Genomic DNA, 2,500 nt, shown 5'->3' on the forward strand with positions numbered 1-2,500 from the left:
TAGAGAGCTTAACTTCCGTGTTCGGTATGGGAACGGGTGTGGCCTCTCTGCCATCATTACCAGACTGTATTCATTTAAGACAAGAATTATTGTAACTTATTTAACTTTTAAAGTCAACAAGTTTTTTATATTCTTTCAAAACTAGATAACATTTGCTACATATTATATGGTTAAGTCCTCGATCTATTAGTATTCGTCAGCTCCACATGTCACCATGCTTCCACCTCGAACCTATCAACCTGATCATCTTTCAGGGATCTTACTAGCTTACGCTATGGGAAATCTCATCTTGAGGGGGGCTTCATGCTTAGATGCTTTCAGCACTTATCCCTTCCGCACATAGCTACCCAGCTATGCCCTTGGCAGAACAACTGGTACACCAGCGGTGCGTCCATCCCGGTCCTCTCGTACTAAGGACAGCTCCTCTCAAATTTCCTACGCCCACGACGGATAGGGACCGAACTGTCTCACGACGTTCTGAACCCAGCTCGCGTACCGCTTTAATGGGCGAACAGCCCAACCCTTGGGACCGACTACAGCCCCAGGATGCGATGAGCCGACATCGAGGTGCCAAACCTCCCCGTCGATGTGGACTCTTGGGGGAGATAAGCCTGTTATCCCCGGGGTAGCTTTTATCCGTTGAGCGATGGCCCTTCCATGCGGAACCACCGGATCACTAAGCCCGACTTTCGTCCCTGCTCGACTTGTAGGTCTCGCAGTCAAGCTCCCTTATGCCTTTGCACTCTACGAATGATTTCCAACCATTCTGAGGGAACCTTTGGGCGCCTCCGTTACACTTTAGGAGGCGACCGCCCCAGTCAAACTGCCCACCTGACACTGTCTCCCGGGTCGATAAGACCCGTAGGTTAGAATTTCAATACAGTCAGGGCGGTATCCCACCAGCGCCTCCACCGAAGCTAGCGCTCCGGTTTCAATGGCTCCCGCCTATCCTGTACAAACTGTACCAAAATTCAATATCAGGCTACAGTAAAGCTCCACGGGGTCTTTCCGTCCTGTCGCGGGTAACCTGCATCTTCACAGGTACTATAATTTCACCGAGTCTCTGGTTGAGACAGTGCCCAAATCGTTACACCTTTCGTGCGGGTCGGAACTTACCCGACAAGGAATTTCGCTACCTTAGGACCGTTATAGTTACGGCCGCCGTTTACTGGGGCTTCAGTTCAGAGCTTCGCTTACGCTAACCCCTCTCCTTAACCTTCCAGCACCGGGCAGGTGTCAGCCCCTATACTTCGCCTTACGGCTTCGCAGAGACCTGTGTTTTTGCTAAACAGTCGCTTGGGCCTATTCACTGCGGCTTTCCGTTAAGAAAGCACCCCTTCTCCCGAAGTTACGGGGTCATTTTGCCGAGTTCCTTAACCAGAGTTCTCTCGCACACCTTAGGATTCTCTCCTCGCCTACCTGTGTCGGTTTGCGGTACAGGCACCTTTTATCTCGCTAGAAGCTTTTCTTGGCAGCGGGGAATCAAAGACTTCGCTCCATAAGGAGCTTCCCCATCACAGCTCAGCCTTCACGATAAGCGGATTTGCCTACTTATCAGCCTAACTGCTTGGACGTGCACAACCAATCGCACGCTTCTTCTATCCTTCTGCGTCCCTCCATTGCTCAAACGATAAAGAGGTGGTACAGGAATATCAACCTGTTGTCCATCGCCTACGCCTGTCGGCCTCGGCTTAGGTCCTGACTAACCCTGAGCGGACGAGCCTTCCTCAGGAAACCTTAGGCATTCGGTGGACGGGATTCTCACCCGTCTTTCGCTACTCATACCGGCATTCTCACTTCTAAGCGCTCCACCAGTCCTTCCGGTCTGACTTCACTGCACTTAGAACGCTCCCCTACCACTGATACCATTGGTATCAATTCGCAGCTTCGGTGGTGTATTTAGCCCCGGTACATTTTCGGCGCAGAGTCACTCGACTAGTGAGCTATTACGCACTCTTTAAATGGTGGCTGCTTCTAAGCCAACATCCTAGTTGTCTAAGCAACTCCACATCCTTTTCCACTTAATACACACTTTGGGACCTTAGCTGGCGATCTGGGCTGTTTCCCTCTTGACTACGGATCTTATCACTCGCAGTCTGACTCCTAAGGATAAGTCATTGGCATTCGGAGTTTGACTGAATTCGGTAATCCGATGAGGACCCCTAGTTCAATCAGTGCTCTACCTCCAAGACTCTTACACTTAAGGCTAGCCCTAAAGCTATTTCGGGGAGAACCAGCTATCTCCAGGTTCGATTGGAATTTCTCCGCTACCCACACCTCATCCCCGCACTTTTCAACGTGCGTGGGTTCGGGCCTCCATTCAGTGTTACCTGAACTTCACCCTGGACATGGGTAGATCACCTGGTTTCGGGTCTACGACCACGTACTAAACGCCCTATTCAGACTCGCTTTCGCTGCGGCTCCGCCTCTTCAGCTTAACCTCGCACGGGATCGTAACTCGCCGGTTCATTCTACAAAAGGCACGCCATCACCCATTAAC

The 2,500-nt window shown here is 51.0% G+C and carries 2 rRNA genes (both running past the window's edge); both read right to left on the reverse strand.

From position 1 onward, the window contains the following. Nucleotides 1-64, reverse strand: a 5S ribosomal RNA gene (rrf, locus tag QCI46_RS27015); it reaches 52 nt to the left of the window's first position. 102 nt (nt 65-166) lie between these two features. After that, nucleotides 167-2,500: ribosomal RNA gene (locus QCI46_RS27020) — 23S ribosomal RNA — on the reverse strand; it runs 588 nt beyond the window's last position.

This window comes from Bacillus cereus group sp. RP32, from assembly GCF_040459735.1.
Classification (GTDB): Bacteria; Bacillota; Bacilli; order Bacillales; family Bacillaceae_G; genus Bacillus_A; species Bacillus_A wiedmannii.